At 61.3% G+C, this 22742-nt stretch carries 25 protein-coding genes; 13 read left to right on the top strand and 12 right to left on the bottom strand.

All coding sequences use genetic code 11. The features are described 5' to 3' along the window. Nucleotide 1 precedes the first annotated feature (1 nt). The 7 genes from HX898_RS12595 to HX898_RS12565 form a co-directional block, all read right to left on the bottom strand. On the bottom strand, nt 2-580 hold the full coding sequence (locus HX898_RS12595; protein WP_180194795.1) for a TRAP transporter small permease: 579 nt from the start codon (nt 578-580) through the stop codon (nt 2-4). A 148-nt stretch (nt 581-728) separates the two neighbouring features. After that, nucleotides 729-1706 (bottom strand): TRAP transporter substrate-binding protein, encoded by a 978-nt coding sequence (locus HX898_RS12590; protein ID WP_180194794.1) that lies wholly within the window; start codon nt 1704-1706, stop codon nt 729-731. 565 nt (nt 1707-2271) lie between these two features. After that, nucleotides 2272-2496, bottom strand: coding sequence for a sulfurtransferase TusA family protein (locus HX898_RS12585; protein WP_128404958.1), 225 nt, complete (start codon nt 2494-2496; stop codon nt 2272-2274). Nucleotides 2497-2501: 5 nt separating this feature from the next. Next, nucleotides 2502-3749 carry a murein L,D-transpeptidase family protein gene (locus tag HX898_RS12580; protein WP_180194793.1) on the bottom strand — a complete coding sequence of 416 codons (1248 nt, stop codon included), beginning with the start codon at nt 3747-3749 and terminating at the stop codon, nt 2502-2504. Nucleotides 3750-3945: 196 nt separating this feature from the next. Then, nucleotides 3946-4899 (bottom strand): acetyl-CoA carboxylase carboxyltransferase subunit alpha, encoded by a 954-nt coding sequence (locus tag HX898_RS12575; RefSeq protein ID WP_138331713.1) that lies wholly within the window; start codon nt 4897-4899, stop codon nt 3946-3948. A gap of 62 nt (nt 4900-4961) precedes the next feature. Continuing rightward, complete coding sequence (gene xerD, locus HX898_RS12570) at nt 4962-5915, bottom strand: site-specific tyrosine recombinase XerD (RefSeq protein WP_171600150.1); 954 nt, start codon at nt 5913-5915, stop codon at nt 4962-4964. 5 nt (nt 5916-5920) lie between these two features. Further along, nucleotides 5921-6097, bottom strand: a complete 177-nt coding sequence (locus HX898_RS12565; RefSeq protein WP_012759201.1) for a hypothetical protein — start codon at nt 6095-6097, stop codon at nt 5921-5923. A gap of 148 nt (nt 6098-6245) precedes the next feature. On the opposite strand from HX898_RS12565, the gene HX898_RS12560 reads away from it, so the two are divergent. Genes HX898_RS12560 through HX898_RS12550 form a run of 3 tightly spaced genes read left to right on the top strand, consistent with a single transcriptional unit; the run spans nt 6246 to nt 9273 of the window. Next, nucleotides 6246-6836 (top strand): shikimate kinase, encoded by a 591-nt coding sequence (locus tag HX898_RS12560; RefSeq protein WP_003543361.1) that lies wholly within the window; start codon nt 6246-6248, stop codon nt 6834-6836. After that, on the top strand, nt 6833-7963 hold the full coding sequence (aroB, locus tag HX898_RS12555) for a 3-dehydroquinate synthase (protein WP_180194792.1): 1131 nt from the start codon (nt 6833-6835) through the stop codon (nt 7961-7963). The genes HX898_RS12560 and aroB overlap by 4 nt, the downstream gene beginning before the upstream one ends. Then, complete coding sequence (locus HX898_RS12550) at nt 7963-9273, top strand: HlyC/CorC family transporter (protein ID WP_138331710.1); 1311 nt, start codon at nt 7963-7965, stop codon at nt 9271-9273. Before aroB ends, HX898_RS12550 begins: the two co-directional genes overlap by 1 nt. A gap of 47 nt (nt 9274-9320) precedes the next feature. On the opposite strand, the gene HX898_RS12545 is transcribed toward HX898_RS12550, so the two are convergent. Next, nucleotides 9321-9605, bottom strand: coding sequence for a BolA family transcriptional regulator (locus HX898_RS12545; RefSeq protein WP_171600148.1), 285 nt, complete (start codon nt 9603-9605; stop codon nt 9321-9323). Between the two features lie 101 nt (nt 9606-9706). Here HX898_RS12545 and HX898_RS12540 point away from each other — a divergent pair, with 101 nt between their 5' ends. From HX898_RS12540 to HX898_RS12520, 5 genes are all read left to right on the top strand, one after another. After that, entirely contained in the window at nt 9707-10324 is a 618-nt protein-coding gene (locus HX898_RS12540) for a J domain-containing protein (RefSeq protein WP_011653732.1), read from the top strand. A gap of 311 nt (nt 10325-10635) precedes the next feature. Beyond that, nucleotides 10636-11628 carry a cobaltochelatase subunit CobS gene (gene cobS / locus HX898_RS12535; protein ID WP_011653731.1) on the top strand — a complete coding sequence of 331 codons (993 nt, stop codon included), beginning with the start codon at nt 10636-10638 and terminating at the stop codon, nt 11626-11628. A 12-nt stretch (nt 11629-11640) separates the two neighbouring features. Further along, nucleotides 11641-13542 (top strand): cobaltochelatase subunit CobT, encoded by a 1902-nt coding sequence (gene cobT, locus HX898_RS12530; protein ID WP_020051849.1) that lies wholly within the window; start codon nt 11641-11643, stop codon nt 13540-13542. A gap of 13 nt (nt 13543-13555) precedes the next feature. Next, nucleotides 13556-14593 carry an esterase-like activity of phytase family protein gene (locus tag HX898_RS12525; RefSeq protein ID WP_180194791.1) on the top strand — a complete coding sequence of 346 codons (1038 nt, stop codon included), beginning with the start codon at nt 13556-13558 and terminating at the stop codon, nt 14591-14593. 184 nt (nt 14594-14777) lie between these two features. Next, a complete protein-coding gene (locus tag HX898_RS12520) occupies nt 14778-15344 on the top strand; it encodes an AAA family ATPase (protein ID WP_180194790.1) in 567 nt (188 codons plus the stop codon). A gap of 6 nt (nt 15345-15350) precedes the next feature. Here the strand turns inward: HX898_RS12520 and HX898_RS12515 are convergent, their stop codons facing one another. Beyond that, nucleotides 15351-15986, bottom strand: coding sequence for a VUT family protein (locus HX898_RS12515; protein WP_180194789.1), 636 nt, complete (start codon nt 15984-15986; stop codon nt 15351-15353). A 112-nt stretch (nt 15987-16098) separates the two neighbouring features. Continuing rightward, a complete protein-coding gene (gene rpmB / locus HX898_RS12510) occupies nt 16099-16395 on the bottom strand; it encodes a 50S ribosomal protein L28 (RefSeq protein ID WP_003543341.1) in 297 nt (98 codons plus the stop codon). 243 nt (nt 16396-16638) lie between these two features. Between rpmB and HX898_RS12505 the strand changes: the two genes are divergently transcribed. Both HX898_RS12505 and HX898_RS12500 read left to right on the top strand, forming a co-directional pair. Then, nucleotides 16639-17421 (top strand): DUF3108 domain-containing protein, encoded by a 783-nt coding sequence (locus HX898_RS12505; RefSeq protein WP_029871080.1) that lies wholly within the window; start codon nt 16639-16641, stop codon nt 17419-17421. A 30-nt stretch (nt 17422-17451) separates the two neighbouring features. Then, the gene (locus tag HX898_RS12500; protein ID WP_180194788.1) at nt 17452-18342 is read left to right on the top strand and encodes an EamA family transporter; all 891 of its coding nucleotides are present in this window, start codon (nt 17452-17454) and stop codon (nt 18340-18342) included. A 116-nt stretch (nt 18343-18458) separates the two neighbouring features. Here HX898_RS12500 and HX898_RS12495 read toward each other — a convergent pair whose 3' ends face one another. Next, nucleotides 18459-18881 (bottom strand): cupin domain-containing protein, encoded by a 423-nt coding sequence (locus HX898_RS12495; protein WP_180194787.1) that lies wholly within the window; start codon nt 18879-18881, stop codon nt 18459-18461. Next, nucleotides 18881-19651, bottom strand: a complete 771-nt coding sequence (gloB, locus tag HX898_RS12490; protein ID WP_138331703.1) for a hydroxyacylglutathione hydrolase — start codon at nt 19649-19651, stop codon at nt 18881-18883. Before gloB ends, HX898_RS12495 begins: the two co-directional genes overlap by 1 nt. Nucleotides 19652-19704: 53 nt before the next feature. On the opposite strand from gloB, the gene HX898_RS12485 reads away from it, so the two are divergent. The 3 genes from HX898_RS12485 (at nt 19705) to HX898_RS12475 (ending at nt 22738) form a co-directional block, all read left to right on the top strand. After that, nucleotides 19705-20496 carry a class I SAM-dependent methyltransferase gene (locus HX898_RS12485; protein ID WP_130727549.1) on the top strand — a complete coding sequence of 264 codons (792 nt, stop codon included), beginning with the start codon at nt 19705-19707 and terminating at the stop codon, nt 20494-20496. A gap of 224 nt (nt 20497-20720) precedes the next feature. Next, the gene (hisC, locus tag HX898_RS12480; RefSeq protein WP_171600146.1) at nt 20721-21818 is read left to right on the top strand and encodes a histidinol-phosphate transaminase; all 1098 of its coding nucleotides are present in this window, start codon (nt 20721-20723) and stop codon (nt 21816-21818) included. Continuing rightward, nucleotides 21815-22738, top strand: a complete 924-nt coding sequence (locus HX898_RS12475) for a prephenate/arogenate dehydrogenase family protein (protein WP_138389554.1) — start codon at nt 21815-21817, stop codon at nt 22736-22738. The genes hisC and HX898_RS12475 overlap by 4 nt, the downstream gene beginning before the upstream one ends. Nucleotides 22739-22742 lie beyond the last annotated feature (4 nt).

Raw genomic sequence — 22742 nt, 5'->3', positions numbered from 1 at the left:
ACTACACCTTCAATTTGACGTTCGGATCGGCATTGATGTTTTCGATCTCGACGGCGATTTCCGCCGGCAGAATCTCATCCAGCGCATCGTCGATCGGTTCGCCGGCGATGCGGAGCACGATGCGCTCCAGCGAGAAGATCACAGCAAGCACGCCGCCGCCTGCGAGCGGCAGATAGTCGAACGCGCCGGAAATACCCAGCGACGGCAAGGTTGTGTTCCAGGTCAGGCTTATGAGCGCGCCGCCGTACCAGACCATGCCGGCGCCAAAGGCGAGAATGACGACGTCCGAGATCATGCGCAGGACGCGCTTGCCGGATTTCGGCAGCACATAGAGCAGCACGTCGAAACCAAGATGATTATTCTCCCGGATGCCGACGGCGGCGCCGAGGAAGATGAACCAGCTCATCAGCATGACCGAGCCCGGCTCCGTCCAACTCGGCGAGTCGTTCAGCACATAGCGGCAAAATACCTGCCAGGCGACAAAGACCGTCATCAGCACCAAGCCGGTGCCCGCGAGCCAAAGGGCGGCGTTGCTCAGGCGTGTCAGAGAATTGACGACGGGTGTCAGGTTGTTCGACATAAGGGCCTCGTCGAAATTGGGCGCTCACTCTCCCTTGTCGGGAGGATCGAGAAAGATGTGCACGAAACGGCGGGTGAACCGGGGTGGCGATACCTGTCCACCCCGATAACCGACGCCGCTTTCCGCAAAAAAGGAAGGCAAGCTATGGCTATTGCACAGCCTTTACATCCTCGACCATCTTCTTCAGCACGTCGTCTTTCACGTGCTTTTCATAAACCGGGGCCATGGCGTCGATGAACCCCTTTTTGTCCGGCGTGCTGATCTGGGCGCCGAGCTTTTCGACATTGGCGCGCGATTCAGTGACCTTGGCTGACCACAGCTCGCGCTGCTTGGCGACGCTGTCCTTGGCTGCCTGTTTGAAGACCGCCTGATCCTCAGGCGTCAGCTTGTCGAACGCCGCCTTGTTCATGACGAACACCTCTGGCAGGATCGTATGCTCGTCGAGCGAGTAGTTCTTCGCTACTTCGGCGTGCTTGGCGGTGTCGTAGCTCGGGAAGTTGTTTTCCGCGCCGTCGATAACGCCCGTTTCGATCCCCGAGTAGACTTCTCCATAGGGCATCGGCGTGGCATTGGCGCCGAGGGCCGCCACCATGTCGACGAAGATATCGGACTGGATAACGCGGAACTTCAGACCTTTCATATCGGCAACCGAATTGATCGGCTTCGTTTTGTTGTAGAACGAGCGCGCGCCGGCATCGTAGAAGGCAAGCACCACGAGACCGGCCGGTTCGAACGCCTTCTTGATCTGGTCGCCGATGGCGCCGTCCATGACCTTGTGCATGTGCTCTTCCGAACGGAAGATATAGGGCAAAGCCGGAACGATCGATTCCTTCACCGTGCCGTTGAAGGGCGCCATTGACACGCGATTGAGCTCGATTACGCCGGAGCGCACCTGCTCGATCGTGTCTTTCTCCTCGCCGAGCTGGGCGGAATGATAGACTTCGAGGGAATAGCGGCCCTGCGTCCGCTCCTTCAAGAGCTCGCCGAAATATTTGACGCCCTCGACTGTCGGATAGCCGTCCGGATGCGTATCGGACGATTTCAGCACCGTTTGAGCGCTGGCCGCGCCACTCATGAATGAAGCGGCAACCATAAGACCGGCCGCCAGTTTAACGAAATTTTTCATGCTCTCCTCCCGTTTTGCATGACGATGAATTCTCAGAGTCGGTATCCCGGCTTTGCGACTTAGAGGAAGGTCCTCTGCACGCTTCGCCTCCTTCCAGCGATATTTCCACAATCGGGCACTGATGGTCCGGCACGAAAAGTTGCGCGAGTTGGAAGAGCCTCATCGAGACATACCGACATGGCTCAGCGGTGCCCATCGGGTTCGATGGAGCAGCTGCTGACCTCTACACGCGAACACTGTCGCTCTTCTTGTGGAAACAGAAGACTTGGATCAATAGCCTCCTCTATTCTTGCCGTTCCTCCGACCGGCTCACTATGGCTAGAACCTGTAAAGTATAATGTCAACATACAAAAGCTGTGTAGTTGTATGATGAATTTTCACCGCGCCTGGTCTCAGATCGGCAGCTGCGGAAGCGCGAGCAGGCAAGGTTGGAGATGCGGACGACGGCCTTATGGTGGAGGCGTACGCTTCGGCGAACTTTCGGATTTAATCGTCGCGTTTTAGGTTTTTGTTTTTACGCATCTCGTTGTCGCAAATACCGCTGCACAGTTTTGCGCGACGCGCTTTAGCGCTTGCGGATCAGGAAGCGGTGGCCGTTTTCGGTCTTTTCCGTCTCGACCAGTTCGTGGCCGTCCTCATTGCAGAAATGCGGCATATCGATCACGGCCAGCGGGTCGGTGGTGTCGACGCGAATGAGCGTGCCGCTCGCCATGGCGGCGAGCTTCTTGCGTGTCTTGATCACGGGCAATGGGCATTTCAGGCCGCGAAGATCGTAGAGAACGGGGTTCAAGCCGTTCAGTTCCTCGCCCAGAATTTCCAGAACGGCTTCTTTGCCGTGGCTTCCGCCGTTTCCTGCGGTTCGGGCGCCGCAAAGGCCAGCGGGTTCTGCATCGGCACCGGCACGACCGCAGGTGTCGCGGCAGCGACGGCCGTTGCCTGCGGCTGGGCAGAGATTGCCTGCGGCCCGGCAGGTGTTGCCGGCGTGGCGCCCGGCGCGCTCTTGGCGGCGAGGCCCTGCGCGGTGCGCTTGGCCATCATGTCTTCGAGTTCGGCGACCTTGACCATGCGGCCGGCTTCCAGCGAGGTGCCGGTCGGAGCGTAGGCAAGCTCGCGGCCCTTACGCTGCTTGGCGACCACGGCCTTGCGTTCGGCTTCGGTGGGATCGTACCAGGCCATGCCGTCAAATTTGCTCATCGCCTTGGCATAATCGGCATCGTAGGTCTTGCCGTAGGAGGCAAGGGCGGCCGTCAGCGCCGGCGGCGTCGACATTGCCGGGCATTTGCCGGCGGCATTGAAGGCGTTGCCGTCGGTTGCCTGCTGATTGAAGACGTATTTCTTCTCGCAGACATTCACCTCAGGCGGGCGCTTCGTCACTTCGAAATTGTCGTAGCCGACCTTCAGCATCTTCCAGAAGTCGTAATTGCCGTCGAGGCGATGCTTCACCATGTTTTCCGCCGTCATGCGGAAGGGGAAGGCCTGCAGCTGCACCGTCGCCTGGCCGCCCTTGAAGGCGTCGCGGGCAAAAGCGTAGATCTCCAGCACCTGCTGGTCGGTCATCGAATAGCAGCCGGAGGACGAGCAGGCGCCGTGGATCATCAGATCGGAACCGGTGCGGCCGTTCGCCGCGTCGTAGCGGTTCGGGAAGCCGGTGTTGATCGCCAGATAATATTTGGAATTGGGATTGAGGTTGGCGCGCGTCAGGTCGTAGAAACCTTCCGGCGCCTGCCGGTCGCCGGTCTTTACCTTCGGGCCGAGACGGCCGGACCAGGCGCAGATCTTGTAATCGGCGATCTTGTCGAAACGGTTGTCGGTTTTCGCCTTCCAGATCTCCATGGCACCTTCTTCCTTGAAGATGCGGATCATGATCGGCGAATTACGGTCCATGTCCTTGGCGGACATCTGAGCGAGGATATGGCTGGGAAGCGGCTGCTCGACCTTGTTCTTGACCTTGGAAAGATCGACCTGCGCGGTTTCCAACGCGTCATTGCAGCCGGACAGAGCCAGCGCCATGAGGGAGATATAGGCAAAATGACGTATGCGCATCCCAACTAGCCCATAAAGATAATGCGACCCGGTCCGCCCATGGAGTCCAGGCATCAAACGGAATCATAGACGGTTTATACTTTACAAGTCCTTACCAGCCTATGACGTGCCTGAAACATCCCCGCAAGCGCGAATGCTACAGATAACATCAATGTGGCCAAGATTTGGCCCCAATCGATGAGAAACCGAATGTCCGTTAGAGATTGCGGCCCATGGCGAGGAATTTCTGGCGGCGGTCGTTGCGCAGCTGTTCGCCGGAGCGGGGTGCCATCTCAGCCAGCGCACTGGCGATTACGTCGCCGGTTGCGGCTATCACGCTGTCGGGATCGCGATGCGCGCCGCCGAGCGGCTCGGAAATGATGCCGTCGATAACGCCGAGCGACTTCAGGTCCTCGGCGGTGATCTTCATGTTGGTCGCCGCTTCCCGGGCGCGGGTGGAATCGCGCCAGAGGATGGAAGCTGCCCCTTCGGGCGAGATGACGCTGTAGATCGAATGCTCGAGCATATAGACCTTGTTGCCGGTGGCGATGGCGATGGCGCCGCCCGAGCCTCCTTCGCCGATGACGACGGAGACCAGTGGAACCTTGACGCCGAGACACATTTCCGTTGAGCGGGCGATCGCCTCGGCCTGGCCGCGCTCTTCGGCGCCGACGCCGGGATAGGCGCCTGCCGTATCCACCAGCGAAATCACCGGCAGGCCGAAACGATCGGCCATTTCAAGGATCCGGATCGCCTTTCGATAGCCTTCCGGACGGGGGCTGCCGAAATTGTGCTTGATGCGGCTCTTGGTGTCGTTGCCCTTTTCCTGGCCGATGACGGCGACGGGTTGGCCGCGGAAGCGGGCAAGGCCTGCCTGGATCGCGGCATCCTCGGAAAATTTGCGGTCGCCGGCGAGCGGTGTGAATTCCTGGAACAGGGTCTTGGCGTAATCGATGAAATGCGGGCGCTGCGGATGGCGGGCGACCTGCGTCTTCTGCCAGGGATTGAGCTTGGAATAGATTTCGACGATCGCCTCACGGACGCGAACCTCCAGCCGGCCGATCTCATCGGTGGTGTCGATGCTCTCGTCTTCCGTTGCGAGCTTCTTCAGCTCGATGATCTTGCCTTCGAGGTCGGAGATCGGCTTTTCGAAGTCGAGATAATTGTGCATGAGGTGCGTTTCCGTTCCTTGTGCCCGGGGCGTTTTCCTGGCTCCGCCCCATGTCGCCGGTCCTATTCGTGCTTTTTCGCCTGTTTGGCAAGGGGGTGATGCGTCTGGACAAGCTGCTGCAGCCTCTCTTCGAGGACATGTGTGTAGATCTGCGTGGTCGAAATGTCCGAATGGCCGAGGAGTTCCTGTACGACGCGCAGATCGGCGCCGTTGGCAAGCAGGTGGCTGGCAAAGGCGTGGCGCATGACATGCGGCGAGATCAGCGACGGCGTCAGACCAGCACGGATCGCCAGGTTCTTGAGGTCGCGGGCAAAAACCTGGCGCGGCAGGTATCCCTCCTTCGAGGCGGAGGGAAACAGCCACGGGCTTTCCTGCTGTTCCTTCACGGCTGCATTTTCGGCCGCCAGCAGGCGCCCGTAGGATTTCAGGGCTGATATTGCCGAATGCGACAGCGGCACCAGCCGCTCCTTGTTGCCCTTGCCACGGATCATCAGGAAACGGCCTTCCTGATCGAGCACGCGGGCGGGAAGCGAGACGAGTTCGCTGACCCGCATTCCGGTGGCATAGAGCAGCTCCAGCAACGCCAGCATGCGCAGGCGCTGCAACTGGCCCGGAGCCGGATCCTCGGCTTCGGCCTCGGCCTGCGAAAGCAGCCTGCCGACCTCGTCGACGCCCATCGTCTTCGGCAGCGGACGGCCCTTCTTCGGCGCGTCGAGAATGCCTGTGGGGTCGTCGGTCCTCAGTCCCTCGGCATAGAGGAACTTGTAGAACTGCCGCATGGCGGCAAGCCGGCGCGCCTGGGACGAGGGTTTGAAACCCTTTCGGGCGAGCGAGGAGAGATAGGCGGCGAGATCGGCGGAGGCAGCTTCGGTGAGCCGTATGCTACGCTCCGTCAGAAAGGAGCGGACGTCGTCGAGATCGCGTTCATAGGATTGCAGCGTGTTGGCGGCAGCGCCGCGCTCGGCGCTCATCATCTCCAGGAAGGATTCCACATGGACGCGGCCGAGATCCACCATGCCGGTCACTTCCTGGTCGTGTCGATCGCGCCCGTCGCGGGCGGATTGACCCGCTCGGACGGAATGCGGATCGTCACGTCGCGCTGCTGCGGCTCCACGAAGGTCACAAGCGCCAGCATCGCTCCGTAGACCGTCCCGGCGAGGATCGCGCAGACGAACAGGAAACGGAACAGGGTCGGCATCCAGCAACTCCTTCATGCTCTGCTTCTGTTATAAGAAGCCTATCTGCAAGTGCAAGAAGCGGTATTCAAGCCATGATTCCCTTGTCCGCGACTTGACGCTCCATCTGCATTTGTCGATACCGTTTGCAAACAAAGTGTGAATGGACCGATGAGTGAACAACTGCTGACCGTTGCTGAAAGCTTGAAAGACAGAGCTCGCGCCGCGCTCGGTTCACGCAATCTCATCCTTGTCGGCCTGATGGGCGCCGGCAAATCCTCTGTCGGGCGCATCGTCGCCAGCCAGCTCGCCATTCCCTTCATCGACAGCGATCTCGAGATCGAGCGGGTGTCGCGCATGACGATCGCCGAGCTTTTCGCCGCCTATGGCGAGCAGGAGTTCCGGGCGTTGGAAGCGCGGGTGATCAAGCGGCTGCTGAAGAGCGGGCCGCGTGTCGTCTCCACCGGAGGCGGCGCCTTCATCAACGACCGGACGCGCAAACATATCAAGAAGGGCGGTCTTTCCGTCTGGCTGAAGGCCGATCTCGACGTGCTCTGGGACCGGGTCGCCAAGCGCGACACACGGCCGCTGCTCAAGACCGAAAATCCGAAGCAGACGCTCGAGGGCCTGATGAATGCGCGTTATCCGATCTATGCGCAGGCCGATCTGACCGTGCTTTCGCGCGACGTCCGCAAGGAAATCATGGCCGACGAAGTCTTAAAGGCCTTGATCGAAGCTCAGAAAGAAAGTGCAGCGTCATGAATGCGATAACCTCCGCCTCCGCCATCCGAACGGTGCATGTGCCGCTCGGCGAGCGCGCCTACGACATCCTGATCGGGCCGGGGCTGATTACGCGGGCCGGCGCCGAGATCGCCTCTCGCCTCAAGGGCCGCAAGGCGGCTGTTGTCACCGATGAAAATGTCGCGCCGCTCTATCTCAAAGCCCTGGTCGCAAGTCTGGATGAAGCAGGTATCGCCTCGGCTGAGGTCGTCCTGCCGGCCGGCGAGAAGACCAAGAGCTTCGAACATCTGATGACGGCCTGCGACAAGGTGCTGGAGGCGCGCGTCGAGCGCAATGATTACATCATCGCGCTCGGTGGCGGGGTCATCGGCGATCTTTCGGGATTTGCGGCCGGCATCGTCCGTCGCGGCGTGCGCTTCGTGCAGGTACCGACCTCGCTGCTGTCTCAGGTCGATTCCTCGGTCGGCGGCAAGACCGGCATCAATTCCCGCCACGGCAAGAATCTGATCGGCGTCTTCCATCAGCCGGACCTGGTTCTGGCCGATACGGATGTGCTGAATTCGCTGAGCGAGCGCGAATTCCGCGCAGGTTACGCCGAGGTCGCGAAATACGGGTTGATCGACAAGCCGGATTTCTTTGCCTGGCTGGAAGCGAATTGGAAAGCGGTTTTTACCGGCGGCTCCGCGCGCATCGAGGCGATTGCCGCAAGCTGCCAGGCAAAGGCCGATGTCGTCGTTGCCGACGAGCGTGAGAATGGTCAGCGAGCGCTGCTCAATCTCGGCCATACCTTCGGCCACGCGCTGGAAGCGGCGACCGCCTATGACAGTTCTCGCCTCGTGCATGGCGAGGGCGTTTCGATCGGCATGGTGCTGGCGCACGAATTCTCCGCACGGATGAACCTTGCAAGCCCGGACGATGCGCGGCGCGTCGAGCGGCATCTGAAGGAGGTCGGCCTGCCGACCCGCATGTCCGACATTCCAGGCGACCTGCCGCCGGCCGAAACGCTGATGGACGCGATCGCCCAGGACAAGAAGGTCAAGAGCGGCAAGCTTACCTTCATCCTGACACGCGGCATCGGCCAGTCCTTCGTCGCCGACGATGTTCCGGCGTCCGAAGTGATCAGCTTTCTCCGGGAAAAACACGCCTGATGTCGGTCGAAGGCGCTCTGGCATTTCTTTCGACATATTGGCCGGAGATCCTTTCGATCACGGCGCTCGTGCTCATGTCCGCCTTCTTTTCCGGCTCCGAGACCGCGTTGACCGCCGTTTCGCGCAGCCGTATCCATACGCTCGAGGTCAATGGCGACGAACGCGCCGGCCTCGTCCGGCAGTTGATCGAGCGGCGCGACCGGCTGATCGGCGCGCTGCTCATCGGCAACAATCTCGCCAATATCCTGTCCTCCTCGATCGCCACCAGCCTCTTCCTCGGGCTGTTCGGCAGTTCCGGCGTGGCGCTGGCGACGCTTGCGATGACCGTCATTCTGGTCATCTTCGCGGAAGTGCTGCCGAAGAGCTGGGCGATTTCGGCGCCTGAGCGCTTCGCACTCGCCATCGCGCTGCCGGCCAAGCTCTTCGTCGCCGTCGTCGGCCCGGTTTCCTCCTTCGTCAATGCGATCGTCCGGCAGATTCTTTCGCTGTTCGGCATCAATCTCTCACGCGAGACATCGATGCTGACGGCGCATGAGGAGCTGCGCGGCGCCGTCGATCTGCTGCACCGCGAGGGATCGGTGGTGAAGGCCGACCGTGACCGCCTCGGCGGCATACTCGATCTTAGCGAGCTCGAACTCTCCGACATCATGGTCCACCGCACCGCGATGCGGGCGATCAACGCCGACGATGCGCCGGAAGCGGTGGTGCGCGTCATCCTCGAAAGCCCCTATACGCGTATGCCGTTGTGGCGCGGCACGATCGACAACATCATCGGCGTCGTCCACGCCAAGGATCTGCTGCGGGCGCTCGCCGAGCCGAACATGGAGCCGCAGAACCTCGATATCGTGAAGATCGCGCAGAAGCCGTGGTTCGTGCCCGACAGCACCAACCTCGAGGACCAGCTCAACGCTTTCCTGCGCCGCAAGCAGCATTTCGCCGTCGTCGTCGATGAATATGGCGAGGTGCAGGGCATCGTCACGCTGGAGGATATTCTCGAGGAAATCGTCGGCGACATCTCCGACGAGCACGATATCGAAATACAGGGTGTGCGCCAGGAGGCCGACGGTTCCGTCGTCGTTGATGGCGGCGTGCCGATCCGCGACCTGAACCGCGCGCTCGACTGGAACCTGCCGGACGAGGAGGCGACGACGATCGCCGGACTCGTCATCCACGAATCGATGACCATCCCGGAAGAGCGCCAGGCCTTCACCTTCTACGGCAAGCGTTTCGTCGTCATGAAGCGGGAGAAGAACCGCATCACCAAGCTGCGCATCCGCCCGGCCGGGGAAGACGGCGCAAAGCCAGGCTGATTCTGCTTGGATCTTAGACGGCGAATGCCCATATGGGTTGCGTGCCGCTACCAGCGGGTCGGTTCATCAGGTGCAGCCGGTTCGACGGCCAGCGCATGCAGGCCGGCATCGAGCTCCGGTTTCAACAGGTCGGTGATGGCCCGGTGGCGCGCCAGCCGCGACATGCCGGCGAATTTTCCGGAAACGATCCTCACCCGCATATGGGTTTCGCCGGTGCCCGTGATATCGGGCTGGTGGCCGGCATGCAGATGGCTTTCGTCGATGACGCTCAGGCGGTCGGGCGCGAAGGCTTCGACAAGTTTTTCTTCGATGCGGGTTCGCAGGGTCATCATCCGGTCTTGCTGTTCGCGAAAAGGGTTCCTACCAAGCCAGCAACATTCCCGTTTGTCAATTCTTGTTGTCGCTTCGCGACAGCCCCATAATTAGCGCCGTCATGAGACTTGATTCCAAATATTTCGATCGCATCCGAACACGCCGCAAACGCGAGCCAGAGACAGAGCAGGCGCCGCCTACCTGTCAGTGGGACGGCTGCGACAAAAAGGGGGCGCATCGCGCTCCCGTAGGCCGCAATGCGGAAGGCCAGTTCTTTTTGTTCTGTTTCGAGCACGTCAAGGAATACAACAAGGGCTACAATTATTTCTCCGGTCTTTCGGACGGCGAGATCGCGCGTTACCAGAAAGAGGCGATCACCGGTCACCGGCCGACATGGACGGTCGGCGTCAACAAGGCGGCGAAGGACAGTCCGCTGCATTCGGAGATCCGCTCCGGCGCCTATACCCGCGTTCGCGATCCCTTCGGCTTCGTCAAGGAAGGCGGCAAGGGCAGCGGGCCGCGTTTTCCGCAGGCACGCAAGCTGAAATCGCTCGAAACCAAGGCCTTCGAAACGATGGGCCTCGACGCCAATGCGACATCGGCGGAGATCAAGAGCCGCTACAAGGAACTGGTGAAGAAACACCATCCGGATGCCAATGGCGGCGACCGCGGCTCGGAGGAGCGTTTCCGCGCCGTCATCCAGGCCTATCAATTGTTGAAGCAGAACGGTTTTTGTTAATTCCCGTCCTTGCTCTTGGGCTTCAATCGGGTATGGTCCAAATCGGCTGAGGCCGCAGGCAAACGCGGCTCATATTTGTGCGTTTTCCCGACATCGCCTCCGCCGACCTTCCGGACGCGGCGTTTCTTGTCCGGGACTCTTTCAAGAATGCTCGCACGCGGTCATTATCCCGCCGAGGTTTCGTTTCAGTCCCGGAGAAGCATCGCCGACGTTCCGACCTGGACGGGCGCGGAATAAAAAAACGCGGCGTCACGGTTGCGACATGGCCTGAGACAGTATGGCCGGGTGGCATCACCCGCCTTGGAGACATGATGAGCAAGATCGACCTTGATATTTCCGAACTGCCCGATACCACCGTTTCGGTTCGCGAGGCCTTCGGCATCGATTCCGACATCCGCGTTCCCGCCTACAGCAAGGGCGACGCCTATGTGCCGGACCTCGATACCGACTACCTGTTCGACCGCGACACGACGCTCGCCATTCTCGCAGGCTTCGCCCATAACCGCCGCGTGATGATCTCCGGCTACCACGGCACGGGCAAGTCCTCGCATATCGAGCAGGTGGCGGCGCGGCTCAACTGGCCCTGCGTGCGCATCAACCTCGACAGCCATGTCAGCCGTATCGATCTCGTCGGCAAGGATGCGATCGTCGTCAAGGACGGGCTGCAGGTCACCGAATTCAAGGACGGCATCCTGCCCTGGGCCTATCAGCACAATGTTGCGCTCGTCTTCGACGAATATGATGCCGGCCGTCCCGATGTGATGTTCGTAATCCAGCGCGTGCTCGAATCCTCCGGTCGCCTGACGCTGCTCGACCAGAGCCGCGTCATTCGGCCGCACCCGGCATTCCGTCTGTTTGCGACCGCAAATACGATCGGCCTCGGCGACACGACCGGCCTCTATCATGGTACGCAGCAGATCAACCAGGCGCAGATGGACCGCTGGTCGATCGTCACCACGCTGAACTATCTGCCGCATGATCATGAAGTGAATATCGTCGCCGCCAAGGTGAAGAGCTTCGGCAAGGACAAGGGCGGCCGCGAGACCGTGTCGAAGATGGTGCGCGTCGCCGACCTGACGCGCGCTGCCTTCATGAACGGTGATCTCTCGACCGTCATGAGCCCGCGCACCGTCATCACCTGGGCCGAAAACGCTGAGATCTTCGGCGATCTCGCCTTCGCCTTCCGCGTCACATTCCTCAACAAGTGCGATGAGCTGGAGCGTCCGCTGGTCGCCGAGCACTATCAGCGGGCCTTCGGCGTCGAGCTGAAGGAAAGTGCCGCCAATATCGTTCTCGGAGCTTGAGACCGACCGATCATGGCAGCTCGCGGTGACAATTCGAAAGCAAAGCCCGGCGCGCCTGTCGACGTCGAGCCATTGCGCCGGGCGATAACCGGCTGCGTGCGCTCGATCGCCGGCGACGGCGACGTTGAGGTGACCTTCGCCAATGAACGGCCGGGGATGACCGGCGAGCGCATTCGGCTGCCGGAACTTTCCAAGCGGCCGACGGCGCATGAGCTGGCGGTCACCCGCGGTCTCGGCGATTCGATGGCGCTGCGGCTCGCCTGCCATGACGAGAAGGTGCATGCGACGATGGCGCCGCAGGGCTCGGATGCCCGGGCGATCTTCGATGTGGTCGAGCAGGCGCGTGTGGAATCGATCGGCGCGCTGCGCATGGAGGGCATGGCGTCGAACCTGCGCTCCATGACGGATGAGAAATATTCCAAGGCGAATTTTACCGGCATCGAGCGCCAGGAAGACGCACCGGTCGGCGAAGCCGTTGCGATGATGGTGCGCGAGAAGCTGACCGGCCAGCGCCCGCCGGCCTCTGCCGGCAAGGTGCTCGACCTTTGGCGCGACTTTATCGAGGACAAGGCAGGGTCCGAACTCGACAATCTGTCGAGCGCGATCAATGACCAGCAAGCCTTCGCCAAGGTCATCCGCAACATGCTGTCGGCCATGGAAATGGCCGAGGAGTACGGCGACGACGACAGCGACGCCGACAATGACGACCAGTCGGAGCAGGAAGACCAGCCGAGCGGCGATGAGCAGGACCAGGACGAGGTCGACGAGGATGCCGGCACCGATGCCGCCCCCGTCGAGGACAGTGAAGTCGCCGACGAGCAGATGGAGGACGGCGAGACCGAAGGCGCCGAAATCTCCGACGACGATATGATGGAAGAGGGTGAGGACGATTCGGAAACGCCGGGCGAGACCCGCCGGCCGAATACGCCTTTTGCCGATTTCAACGAGAAGGTCGATTATCACGTCTTTACCGAAGAGTTTGACGAGATCATCACCGCCGAGGAACTTTGCGACGCCGCCGAGCTGGAGCGCCTGCGCGCCTTCCTCGACAAGCAGTTGGCGCATCTCCAAGGCGCCGTCGGCCGTCTCGCCAACCGGCTGCAGCGCCGCCTGATGGCGCAGCAGAACCGCTCCTGGGATTTCGACCTGGAAGAGGGTTATCTCGATCCGGCCCGGCTGCAGCGCATCATCATCGATCCGATGCAGGCGCTCTCCTTCAAGATGGAGCGCGACACCCAGTTCCGCGATACCGTCGTTACCCTGCTCATCGACAATTCCGGCTCGATGCGCGGCCGGCCGATCACGGTTGCCGCCACCTGCGCCGACATTCTCGCCCGCACGCTGGAGCGCTGCGGCGTCAAGGTCGAGATCCTGGGCTTTACGACCAAGGCCTGGAAGGGCGGGCAGGCGCGTGAAAACTGGCTTGCCGGCGGCAAGCCGCAGACGCCAGGCCGTCTCAACGACCTGCGTCATATCATCTACAAATCGGCCGACGCGCCGTGGCGGCGCGCGCGCGCCAATCTTGGGCTGATGATGCGCGAGGGCCTGCTCAAGGAAAATATCGACGGCGAGGCGCTGATCTGGGCGCATAATCGCCTGCTCGCGCGCCGTGAGCAGCGCCGTATCCTGATGATGATCTCGGACGGCGCGCCGGTGGACGATTCGACGCTGTCGGTCAATCCGGGCAATTATCTGGAGCGGCACCTGCGCGCCGTCATCGAACAGATCGAGACGCGCTCGCCTGTCGAACTGCTGGCGATCGGCATCGGCCACGACGTGACGCGCTACTATCGCCGCGCCGTGACGATCGTCGATGCGGACGAGCTTGCCGGTGCGATGACCGAGCAGCTTGCCTCACTGTTCGAGGACCAATCCGTCCAGCCGCGCGGCGGCCGGATTCGCCGTGCCGGCTGACGTCGCTGGAAGAATGACAGTCAAGCGCCTCTGCCGTGCGGCGTCGATCGCTCTCTGCATCGCGGCCGGCGCTTCCTCGTCATGGGCCGGCGACGACGTGCCGGTCATTAGCCGGCAAATCTCCGATTTCAGGATCGGCTCTTCGGAGACGCAATTCGGTTCGCTGGAATTTCTCGGCGGGCTGGAAATGGTCTCCAGCCGAGCGCTATTCGGCTCGCTCTCCTCCATCCGTTTCCGGCCGGACCAAAAACATTTCGTCGTCGTGCTCGACACCGGCCAGTGGCTGACCGGCAGCATCGAGCGCGACGTCAAGGGCAGGCTTTCCGGCCTTTCGGATGTCGAGATCACGCCGATGAAGAACAGCGCCGGGCGCAGCTTCGAGGGCAAGGGACATATGGATGCCGAAGGCCTGGCGCTCGACGGCGACCGGATCCTGGTCTCCTTCGAGCAGGCTCATCGCGTCGATGTCTATCCCGATCCCGGCTTTGCCGGCTCGGGAGTGATCGCCACCCTGCCGATCCTCATCCCGCGAAAGATGCTGGACGACAACCGCGGCATCGAAACCATCGCCGTGGCGCCGGCATCCAGCCCACTCAAGGGCGGCGTGGTCATCGTCTCCGAACGCGGTCTCGACAGTGACGGCAATCGGCTGGCGGCCATTCTCAGCGGGCCGCTGAAAGGCCGTTTCTCGGTTAAGCGAGACGGCAGCTTCGACATCACCGACGGTGCCTTCCTGCCGAACGGCGACCTGCTGCTGCTGGAGCGCCGCTTCAACATGGCCGAAGGCATCGGCATGCGTCTTCGGCGCATCAAGGGCGCCGACATCAGGCCCGGCGCCGTCGTCGACGGCGACTTGCTGCTGGAAGGCAATTTCAACTCGCAGATCGACAATATGGAAGGGCTCGATGCTTTCCAGGCCGCCGACGGCACGACCCATATCATTCTAGTGTCGGACGACAATCATTCGATCCTGCAGCGCAATCTGATGCTGGAATTTCGGCTTTCGGAAGAGGCCGCGTGGTCAGCGCCGAGTTCCCGGAAGCGGAATTGATCCTAGCCATCGGCCCGAAAATCGGAATCGATTTTCGGAAAGCACGATGCGTAGATTCAAAATGTTAGAGCGTCCTTTGTGCGTCCGAAAGGACGTAGACGTCAGACTGATGTCATATGCCTCGGCTATCCCGCCGCAATCGGTCGGCTTGCGACATCGGGAAAGCAGCCTCGGAGGGAAGTTCGTGGTGCATATTCATGTCATGGGCGCGTCCGGTTCAGGCACGACATCACTCGGCCGTGCGCTTGCCGAGAAGCTCGATATCGCCCATCTCGACACCGACGATTTCTTCTGGTTACCGACTGATCCGCCCTTCGCGACGCCGAGGGATGCCGACGAGCGCATCGGGCTGCTCCTCGATGAGGTGGCGCGGCATGACGGCTGGGTCCTCTCCGGATCGGCGCTGAAATGGGGAAGGCCGCTCGAGCCGCTTTACGATCTGATCGTGTCCCTCAGGATCGACTCGGAGCTTAGAATGGCGCGCATCCTTGCGCGGGAGATTGCCCGATACGGCAATAGAATCAGGCCGGGCGGCGACATGGCCGTAAAAAGCGGGGAATTCCTGGAATGGGCGGCCAGCTACGATACGGCCGGCCCCGAACGCCGCAGCCTTGTGGCACATGAGCAATGGCTGGAAACACAGACAGCGCCGGTGCTGCGGCTCGATTCATCGCTAGGTATCGACGATCTGACGGCAGAGGTGCTGCTGCATCCGGCCCTCGCCGCCGGTGCGGTCCGGCGGCGTCCGTAACTTCAGCTAGCTGGCGCGAGCAGCCTGCATCGGCCGCAGCACATTCATCAGTGCGCCATAAGGCAGCAGCATGACGAGGCCGACGATCATCTTCACGGCGAAATCGCCGATCGCCCAGGAAATCCAGCGCGGAGCCTCCGCGGCGAAGACGCCGAGGATGGGGGCTGCTTCCAGCGCAAAGGGATCGTTCGGGCCGAGGAAGACGAAAAACGCCGCGAAGGACAACGAGAAGAACATCACCGTATCGAGCGCCGAGCCGATCAGCGAGCCAACCAGCGGCGCGCGCCACCAGGCCTGGCGGCGAAGGCGGTTGAAGACGGCGATATCGAGCAGCTGGCCGGCGAGATAGGCCGAGCCGGAGGCGATGGCGATACGCGGCACTGAGGTGAAGAAGGAGAGCGTCACGCCGACGACGAAGCCGGCAAACACGACCTTGCGGGCTGCCTGCGGGCCGAACTGACGATTGGTCAGATCGGTGATCAGGAAGGCGATCGGATAGGAGAAAGCGCCCCAGGTCAGGATGTCGGCAAGGTTGATGCCGGCGACTTCGGCGTTCAGCGGAAACTGGACGAGGAAGTTGGAGGCGACGACGACGAGCGTCATCAGCGCGACATAGGCGATGGTATAGCGGGTCTTCAGCATTTTTTTATCCTGGGTGATGCCACCAGTTGGAGGAGCAAACCGGCAAAGCAAAAGGCTTGTCCGGTATTATCCGTTCAAGCCTTTTGAAGCCGTATAAAAGAAGGGCAGAAGCTTACGCAGCAGCGGCTTCAGCAGTCTTCTTGGCGATCTGACGGCGCAGCAGGCGAGCGCGCATCGACAGTTCGTTTTCGCTGGCCTTCAGCAGGAAGGCATCGAGGCCGCCACGATGCTCGACGGTGCGAAGAGCGGCAGCCGAAACGCGAAGACGATAACGCTGGTTGAGAGCGTCGGAAATCAGCGTTACCTGGCACAGGTTCGGCAGGAACCGGCGCTTGGTCTTGTTGTTGGCATGGCTGACATTGTTACCAGTCAGGACGGCCTTGCCGGTCAATTCGCACACGCGGGACATGGAACACCTATTCTTGTTTTTCTCGGGCCATCGAATTGCCATTCCCGGCAAAGCCAGGCGCGCAATCCAACGGGCATGATTGGAAAGTTGCGGTTCTATAGTCAGACAGGCTGCTCGCGTCAAGCCAAACCTTGGCCTTTCCCGCAATTCTGTCAAAAAGCTGCTGTTTTCTTCCCTTCGCGGCAGGAGTATAGAGCGCTCAGCAAGGGCCTGCCAGCGCGCAGCAAGACAAGGCTTTTTTCCATGGCTCATTCGGGCAGACGGATTTTCATTTCGGCCATCGCCGCACTTCTTGCCATACCGGCATCGGCGGCCGAAATCCAGCATCGGACGGAATACCGGGTGGCGCTCGCCGGCCTGCCGATCGCGCGCGCCGCGTTCCTGACGCAGATCGAGGACGATCACAGCTACAAGATCGCCGGCGACATCAATTCTGCCGGTCTTGCCGATCTCGTCACGACGATTTCGGCCAAGACCAGCGTCACCGGCGTAGTTCGCAATGACAGATTGCAGGCGCAAAAATACTCTCTCTACTACAAGAGCGGCAAGCGGAAGGCCCGCTTCTACGAGGTCAGCTACCGCAACGGCAACATCATCTCGGCGACGACGACACCGATGCCGAAGCGTCCGAAGAACTGGATCGACGTCACGCCGCGCGACATGCGCTCGGTGCTCGACCCGATCTCCGGCCTGGTCTTCACCGGCGACACCAAGGTCTGCTCGCAGACGCTGCCGATCTTCGATGGCGAGACACGCATGGATCTGGTGCTGTCGCCGAAGGGCGACGAGGATTTTTCCACCAATGGCTTCAAGGGCAAGGCGACCGTCTGCAGCGTGCGCTTCGTACCGCGCTCGGGCTACAAGAAGGGCCGCAAGGACATCGACTATCTCAGCAAGAGTAACCGGATGGAAATCTGGTTTGCCAAGTCGGACGCGGCAAATGTATACGCTCCTGTCTATGTGCGCATTCCAACCGAATATGGAATGGTGACGATCACTGCCGTCAAATACGGCAGCAACAGCTGACGGGGCTTCTGCCTCCGTGAAGGGGGACAGGTGAAGCTTCGCGCGACGTTGATCGGTTTTACGGCCATTCTGATGTGGTCGTTCCTGGCGTTGTTCACGGCCGCCTCCGGCAAGATGCCGCCGTTCCAGCTTTCGGCCGTCTGCTTTGCGATCGGCAGCCTTCCCGGCCTTGTGGTGCTTATCCTCAATCCCGCGCGGCTGGCGCTGCTGAAGCAGCCGGCCAAGGTCTGGATAACAGGCATTGCGGGGCTGTTCGGTTATCATTTTCTCTATTTTACCGCGCTCCGGAACGCGCCGGCGGTGGAGGCGGGGCTGGTCGCCTATCTTTGGCCGCTGCTGATCGTCGTCGGTTCGGCGCTGCTGCCGGGCGAACGGCTGCGCTGGTATCATGTGGCGGGTGCGCTTGCCGGACTTTGCGGTACCTTCCTGATCGTTGGCCGCAACGGCGTCGATTTCGACGGCGCCTATGCCGTCGGTTACGGTGCCGCCTTTCTCTGCGCCTTCACATGGTCCGGTTATTCGCTGCTAACGCGGCGTTTCGACGCCGTCTCCACGGATGTCGTCACCGGCTTCTGCCTTGCGACCTCCATGCTGTCGCTCTTCTGCCATCTCGGCCTTGAGACGACCGTCTGGCCGGAAACGATTTTCGAATGGGTCGCCGTCGCCGGGCTCGGGCTCTTTCCGGTCGGTGCTGCCTTCTACGCGTGGGATTACGGCGTCAAGAACGGCGATATCCAGATTCTCGGCGCGGCAAGTTATGCAGCACCTCTGCTTTCGACGCTTATTCTGGTGCTGATTGGATTTGCCGAGCCGAGCTGGCGCATTGCTCTCGCCTGCCTGCTCGTCACCGGCGGGGCGGTGCTCGCCGCTCAGGACATGTTTCGCCGCAAAGTTCCGGCGCAGCCTGCGGCTGCAGCATAGGCCTTAGAACAGGATGACTTTAGGCCCGGTCGGCCTAAAATCTGAATCCTGTTCTAAATTAGATAGTTGGAGCATGATGTCGCCCGAAAACCGCTCACACTTTTCGGCATCATGCTCTAGCCGCCTGGCTTCCAACCGGGTGGAGCCATCTCGAAGCTCGAGAATTCGAAGCCGGGTGAGACGGTGCAGCCGACCAGGGTGAAATCGCCGAGGGTTTCGGCCGATTGCCACCAATTGGCGGGAATGATTGCTTGCGGCCGCTCGCCGGCAGGAAGATTCGTTCCGAGCGTCAGGGTCTCGCTTGCCTTTCCGTCTTCCGACCGATGCAGCGAGAGCGGCGCGCCGGCGTAATAATGCCAGACCTCGGCCGCATCATGGACACGATGCCAGTGCGAACGTTGCCCCCTGGTCAGCAGATAATAGATCGCCGTCGAATGGCCGCGTTCTCCGCCCGCCGTATCGCGGAACGTCTGCACGTACCAGCCACCTTCGGGATGCGGCTGCATGCCGAGTTCGCTGATGATGTCCTCAGGCGACATCAGAAATGGTCCTTGCGCTTGCGGATCTCTGCAAAGACTTCCTCGTTGGTCTTACCTTCCATCAGCAGATTGCGGCGGATCGCCGGATCGGCGGCGCGCAGAAACGGGTTGGTTTCCTTTTCCAGCCCCAGCGTCGTCGGGATGGTGAATTTGCCGTCGGCGCGCAAGGCCTCGATCTCGGCGGCGCGGTTCTTCAGTCGCTCATTGTCGGGATCGACGGTCAGCGCGAAGCGGGCATTGGACAATGTGTATTCATGGCCGAAATAGATGGCGGTCTCATCGGGCAGCACGGCGAGTTTCTGCAGGGAATGCCACATATCGGCGGCCGGGCGTTCGAACAGCCGGCCGCAGCCGAGCGCAAACAGCGTGTCGGCGGCAAACAGCAGCTTGTCATCGGCAAAGTAATAGCAGATGTGGCCGGCGGTGTGGCCGGGCGTCTCGATGACGTTGACCGTGTGATCGCCGAAAAGGAAGCTGTCGCCATCGGCCATCGTCCGATCGAGGCCGGGAATGGCAATGGCCTCGTTGATCGGGCCGATGATCTCACAGCCGAACTGTTCCTTCAGTGCCAGGTTGGCAGTGACATGGTCGGTGTGATGATGCGTGGTGAAGATATGGGTGATTTTCCAGCCGCGACGTGTCGCCGCTTCCAGAATCGGCGCCTCCTCCGGCGCATCGATCGCCGCGGTAAAGCCTGTCTCCGGATCATGCACGAGAACGCCGAAATTGTCGGTGCGGCAGAGAAAAACGTCTAATTCCAAAGGTTTCATCGTTCAATAATCCCTTATCCCAGGAGTCTCGCGGAAATGTAGAGGTTCCGGCCTTGAAGTCCAACCGCCCGCTGATAACATTTGTCGCAATGCACGCCGATATCGTCGACTTACGCCAATTCTATCATTCCGAGCTCGGACGTCTTGCCGAGCAGTCGATCGCCATGGCGCTGTCCTCGCTCTGGGTGCGGCTGCCGCAGGAGCGTCTGGTCGGTCTCGGTTATGCCGTGCCCTTCCTCGATCGCTTCCAGGCCGATACCGAACGCACCTTCGCCTTCATGCCGGCCGGGCAGGGCGCGGTGAACTGGCCGATGGGCTCGCTCTCGACGACGGCGCTGGTTTTCGACGAGGAATTGCCGCTGCCGGATTCCTCGATCGACCGGGTGCTGATGGTGCATTCGCTGGAATTTGCCGAAAGCCCGCGCGAGACGCTGAAGGAGCTCTGGCGGGTGCTGGCGCCGGGCGGACGGCTGGTCATCGTCGTGCCGAACCGGCGCGGCGTCTGGGCACGCATGGAGCATACGCCCTTCGGTTCGGGCCGGCCCTATTCCCGCGGTCAGCTGACAAATCTGCTGCGCGAGACGAATTTCACGCCGGGCGCGACGGCTGAAGCGCTGTTCTTCCCGCCTTCGAAGCTCAGAACCATCCTGCGCCTGCGGCGCGCCTTCGAGCGGATCGGCCGAACGCTTTGGCCGGCCTTCTCGGGCGTCATCATCGTCGAAGCGCAGAAGCGGCTCTATCAGGGGCTGCCGGTTGCTGCGCGGGCCTCCCGCCGCGTCTTCGTGCCGGTTCTCGCACCTCATGGCGTGCCGACCACACGCACGACAGCGCCGCGCGTCTTTTAAGACGCGCAAAGGACGCTGTAGCACTTTGAATGCTGCATAATTTTATCCTTAAATCGATTCCGATTTAAGGAATTATGCGGGAGCTGACGTCGCTCCCGGCGGTGTCCAACTGCTTGTGTCACGCCCATAGCTCTCGACAACAATCGCATTCCGCTTTAATGCCACTTGGTGTTTTTCAGCCCGGATTTACCGGCAATTCCAAGGTCGAACCCATGAGCGTTGAGATGAGCAAGCCCGTTCCGCGTCCCGGTATTCTCGATATCGCAGCCTATGTGCCGGGCAAGGAACATGCGCCGGGTGTTGCCCGTGTCTACAAGCTCTCGTCCAACGAAACGCCGCTCGGCGCCAGCCCGAAGGCAATTGAGGCCTTCAAGACGGTTGCCGACAATCTGGGGCGTTATCCCGACGGGCAGGCGATCGAACTGCGCGAGGCGATCGCCGCCGTGCACGGTCTCAATCCGGCAAACATCCTCTGCGGCAACGGTTCGGACGAGCTGCTCGGCCTGCTCTGCCATGTCTATCTCGGCGCCGGCGATGAGGGCATCATCACCGAGCACGGCTTCCTCGTCTACAAGATCCAGATCCTGGGCGCAGGCGCCACGCCTGTCGTCGTCAAGGAGAAGGACTATACCGTCGATGTCGATGCGATCCTTGCCGCGGTGACGGAGAAGACGAAGATCGTCTTCATCGCCAATCCCGGCAATCCGACCGGCACCTATGTTTCCGTCAGCGAGATCCGCCGCCTGCAGGCCGGACTGCCGAAACATGTCGTCCTGGTGCTCGATGCGGCTTACGCCGAATATGTGCGCCGCAACGATTATGAAGCCGGCATCGAGGTCGTATCCTCCAATGCCAACGTGGTGATGACCCGCACCTTCTCGAAGGCCTATGGTCTTGCGGCGCTGCGCGTCGGCTGGATGTATGCGCCCGCCGAGATCGTCGACGCGCTGAACCGCGTGCGCGCGCCGTTCAACTTGAACGCACCGGCAATCGCCGCCGCAGCCGCTGCCATCCGCGATCAGGCCTTCATCCAGCAGGCCGTCTCCTTCAACCAGATGTGGGTGGAGACGCTGACCCAGGCGCTCGAAGCGATCGGGCTGAAGGTGACGCCGTCCGTCGCCAATTTCGTCCTCATCCATTTCCCCGAGATCGACGGTAAGCGCGCCGCGGATGCCGACGATTTGCTGACGAGCCGCGGTTACATCCTGCGCGCCGTGCGCGGTTATGGCTTCGCCAATGCGCTGCGCATGAGCATTGGCCCCGAGGAGGCCAATCGCGGCGTGATTGCCGCGCTCACCGAATTCATGGGTCATCAGCCATGAGCGTGCAGTTCGATCGTATCGCGCTGATCGGCATCGGCCTGATCGGATCGTCGCTCGCCTATGACATCAGGCGGCTTGGTCTTGCGAGGGAGATCGTCGTCGCCACACGCAGCCCCGATACGCTGAAGCGCGCGGAAGAGCTTGGCCTCGGCGATCACTATACGGCGTCGTCGCAGGATGCCGTCACGGATGCCGATCTGGTGATCGTCTCGGTGCCGGTCGGCGCTTCGGAAAGTGTGGCGAAGGAGATCTCGGGAAACCTGAAGCCCGGGGCCATCGTCACCGATGTCGGTTCGACAAAGGCTTCTGTCATTGCGCAGATGCTGCCGCATATGCCTGATAATGTGCATTTTATCCCCGGCCATCCGCTGGCCGGCACCGAGAAATCCGGCCCGGATGCCGGCTTTCCCGGCCTCTTCGAAGGTCGCTGGTGCATTTTCACGCCGGTCGCCGGCACCGATGAGACGGCGCTGAAGCGGCTTCGCAGCTTCTGGGAAGCGCTGGGCTCGAAAGTCGACGAGATGGATGCCGAGCATCACGACAAGGTGCTCGCCATCGTCTCACACCTGCCGCATATCATCGCCTACAATATCGTCGGCACCGCCGACGATCTGGAGACGGTGACGGAATCGGAAGTCATCAAATATTCCGCCTCCGGCTTTCGCGATTTCACCCGCCTTGCTGCCTCCGACCCGACGATGTGGCGCGACGTCTGCCTGCATAACCGCGATGCGATCCTCGAAATGCTGGCACGGTTCTCGGAGGATCTCGCCTATCTGCAGCGCGCCATCCGCTGGGGCGAGGGCGACAAGATATTCGAACTCTTCACCCGCACGCGCGCCATCCGCCGTTCGATCGTCCAGGCTGGCCAGGATGTCGACGCGCCGGATTTCGGCCGCCATGCGCTGGACAAGAAGTAGCCGC

This window comes from Rhizobium sp. WYCCWR 11128 (genome assembly GCF_013416305.1).
GTDB lineage: Bacteria > Pseudomonadota > Alphaproteobacteria > Rhizobiales > Rhizobiaceae > Rhizobium > Rhizobium indicum.
This window is presented reverse-complemented; position numbering and strand designations above follow the sequence as displayed.